Source organism: Mesorhizobium sp. M2C.T.Ca.TU.002.02.1.1, assembly GCF_003997225.1.
Map to the genome: position 1 here is coordinate 1 of NZ_RZTO01001493.1, position 383 is coordinate 383.

1 pseudogene is annotated in these 383 nt (G+C 66.8%); it reads left to right on the plus strand.

The window, feature by feature from the left end:
- A pseudogene (locus tag EOD07_RS36925) lies at positions 1-383 on the plus strand (PAS domain-containing sensor histidine kinase); the annotation flags it as partial.

The following is a 383-nucleotide window of genomic DNA, read 5'->3' on the forward strand; positions in this document are numbered from 1 at the left end:
CCCTGGTGCTGGCCGGCATTTCTCTCGGCAGTCTCATTGCCGCCGCGGGCGGGCTGAGTTCGCCTGTCGCCATGCTTGTCCTGGCGCTGCCTTTCGAAGCCTGGTGGATCGGCGGCTCGCGACGTGCAGCACTGTGGGGAGCCGTGTCGGCCGCTGTCGCCATCCTGGCTCAGCCTTTGGCTGGAACCGTATTTCCGTTCGCAGGAGCGCAGATCGCGGCGTGGCACTGGCTGGTGCCGTTGGCGTGGGCGCTTACGCTGATGCCGCGTGCATCGGCGTTTCAAAACACGGCCGACGCGGCTGTGGTCGACACTGCCGACCGGCTCGAAGAAATCATCGATGCGGTGGTCTTGCGGGTCGCCCGCCATGGCGAGGTCCTGGAC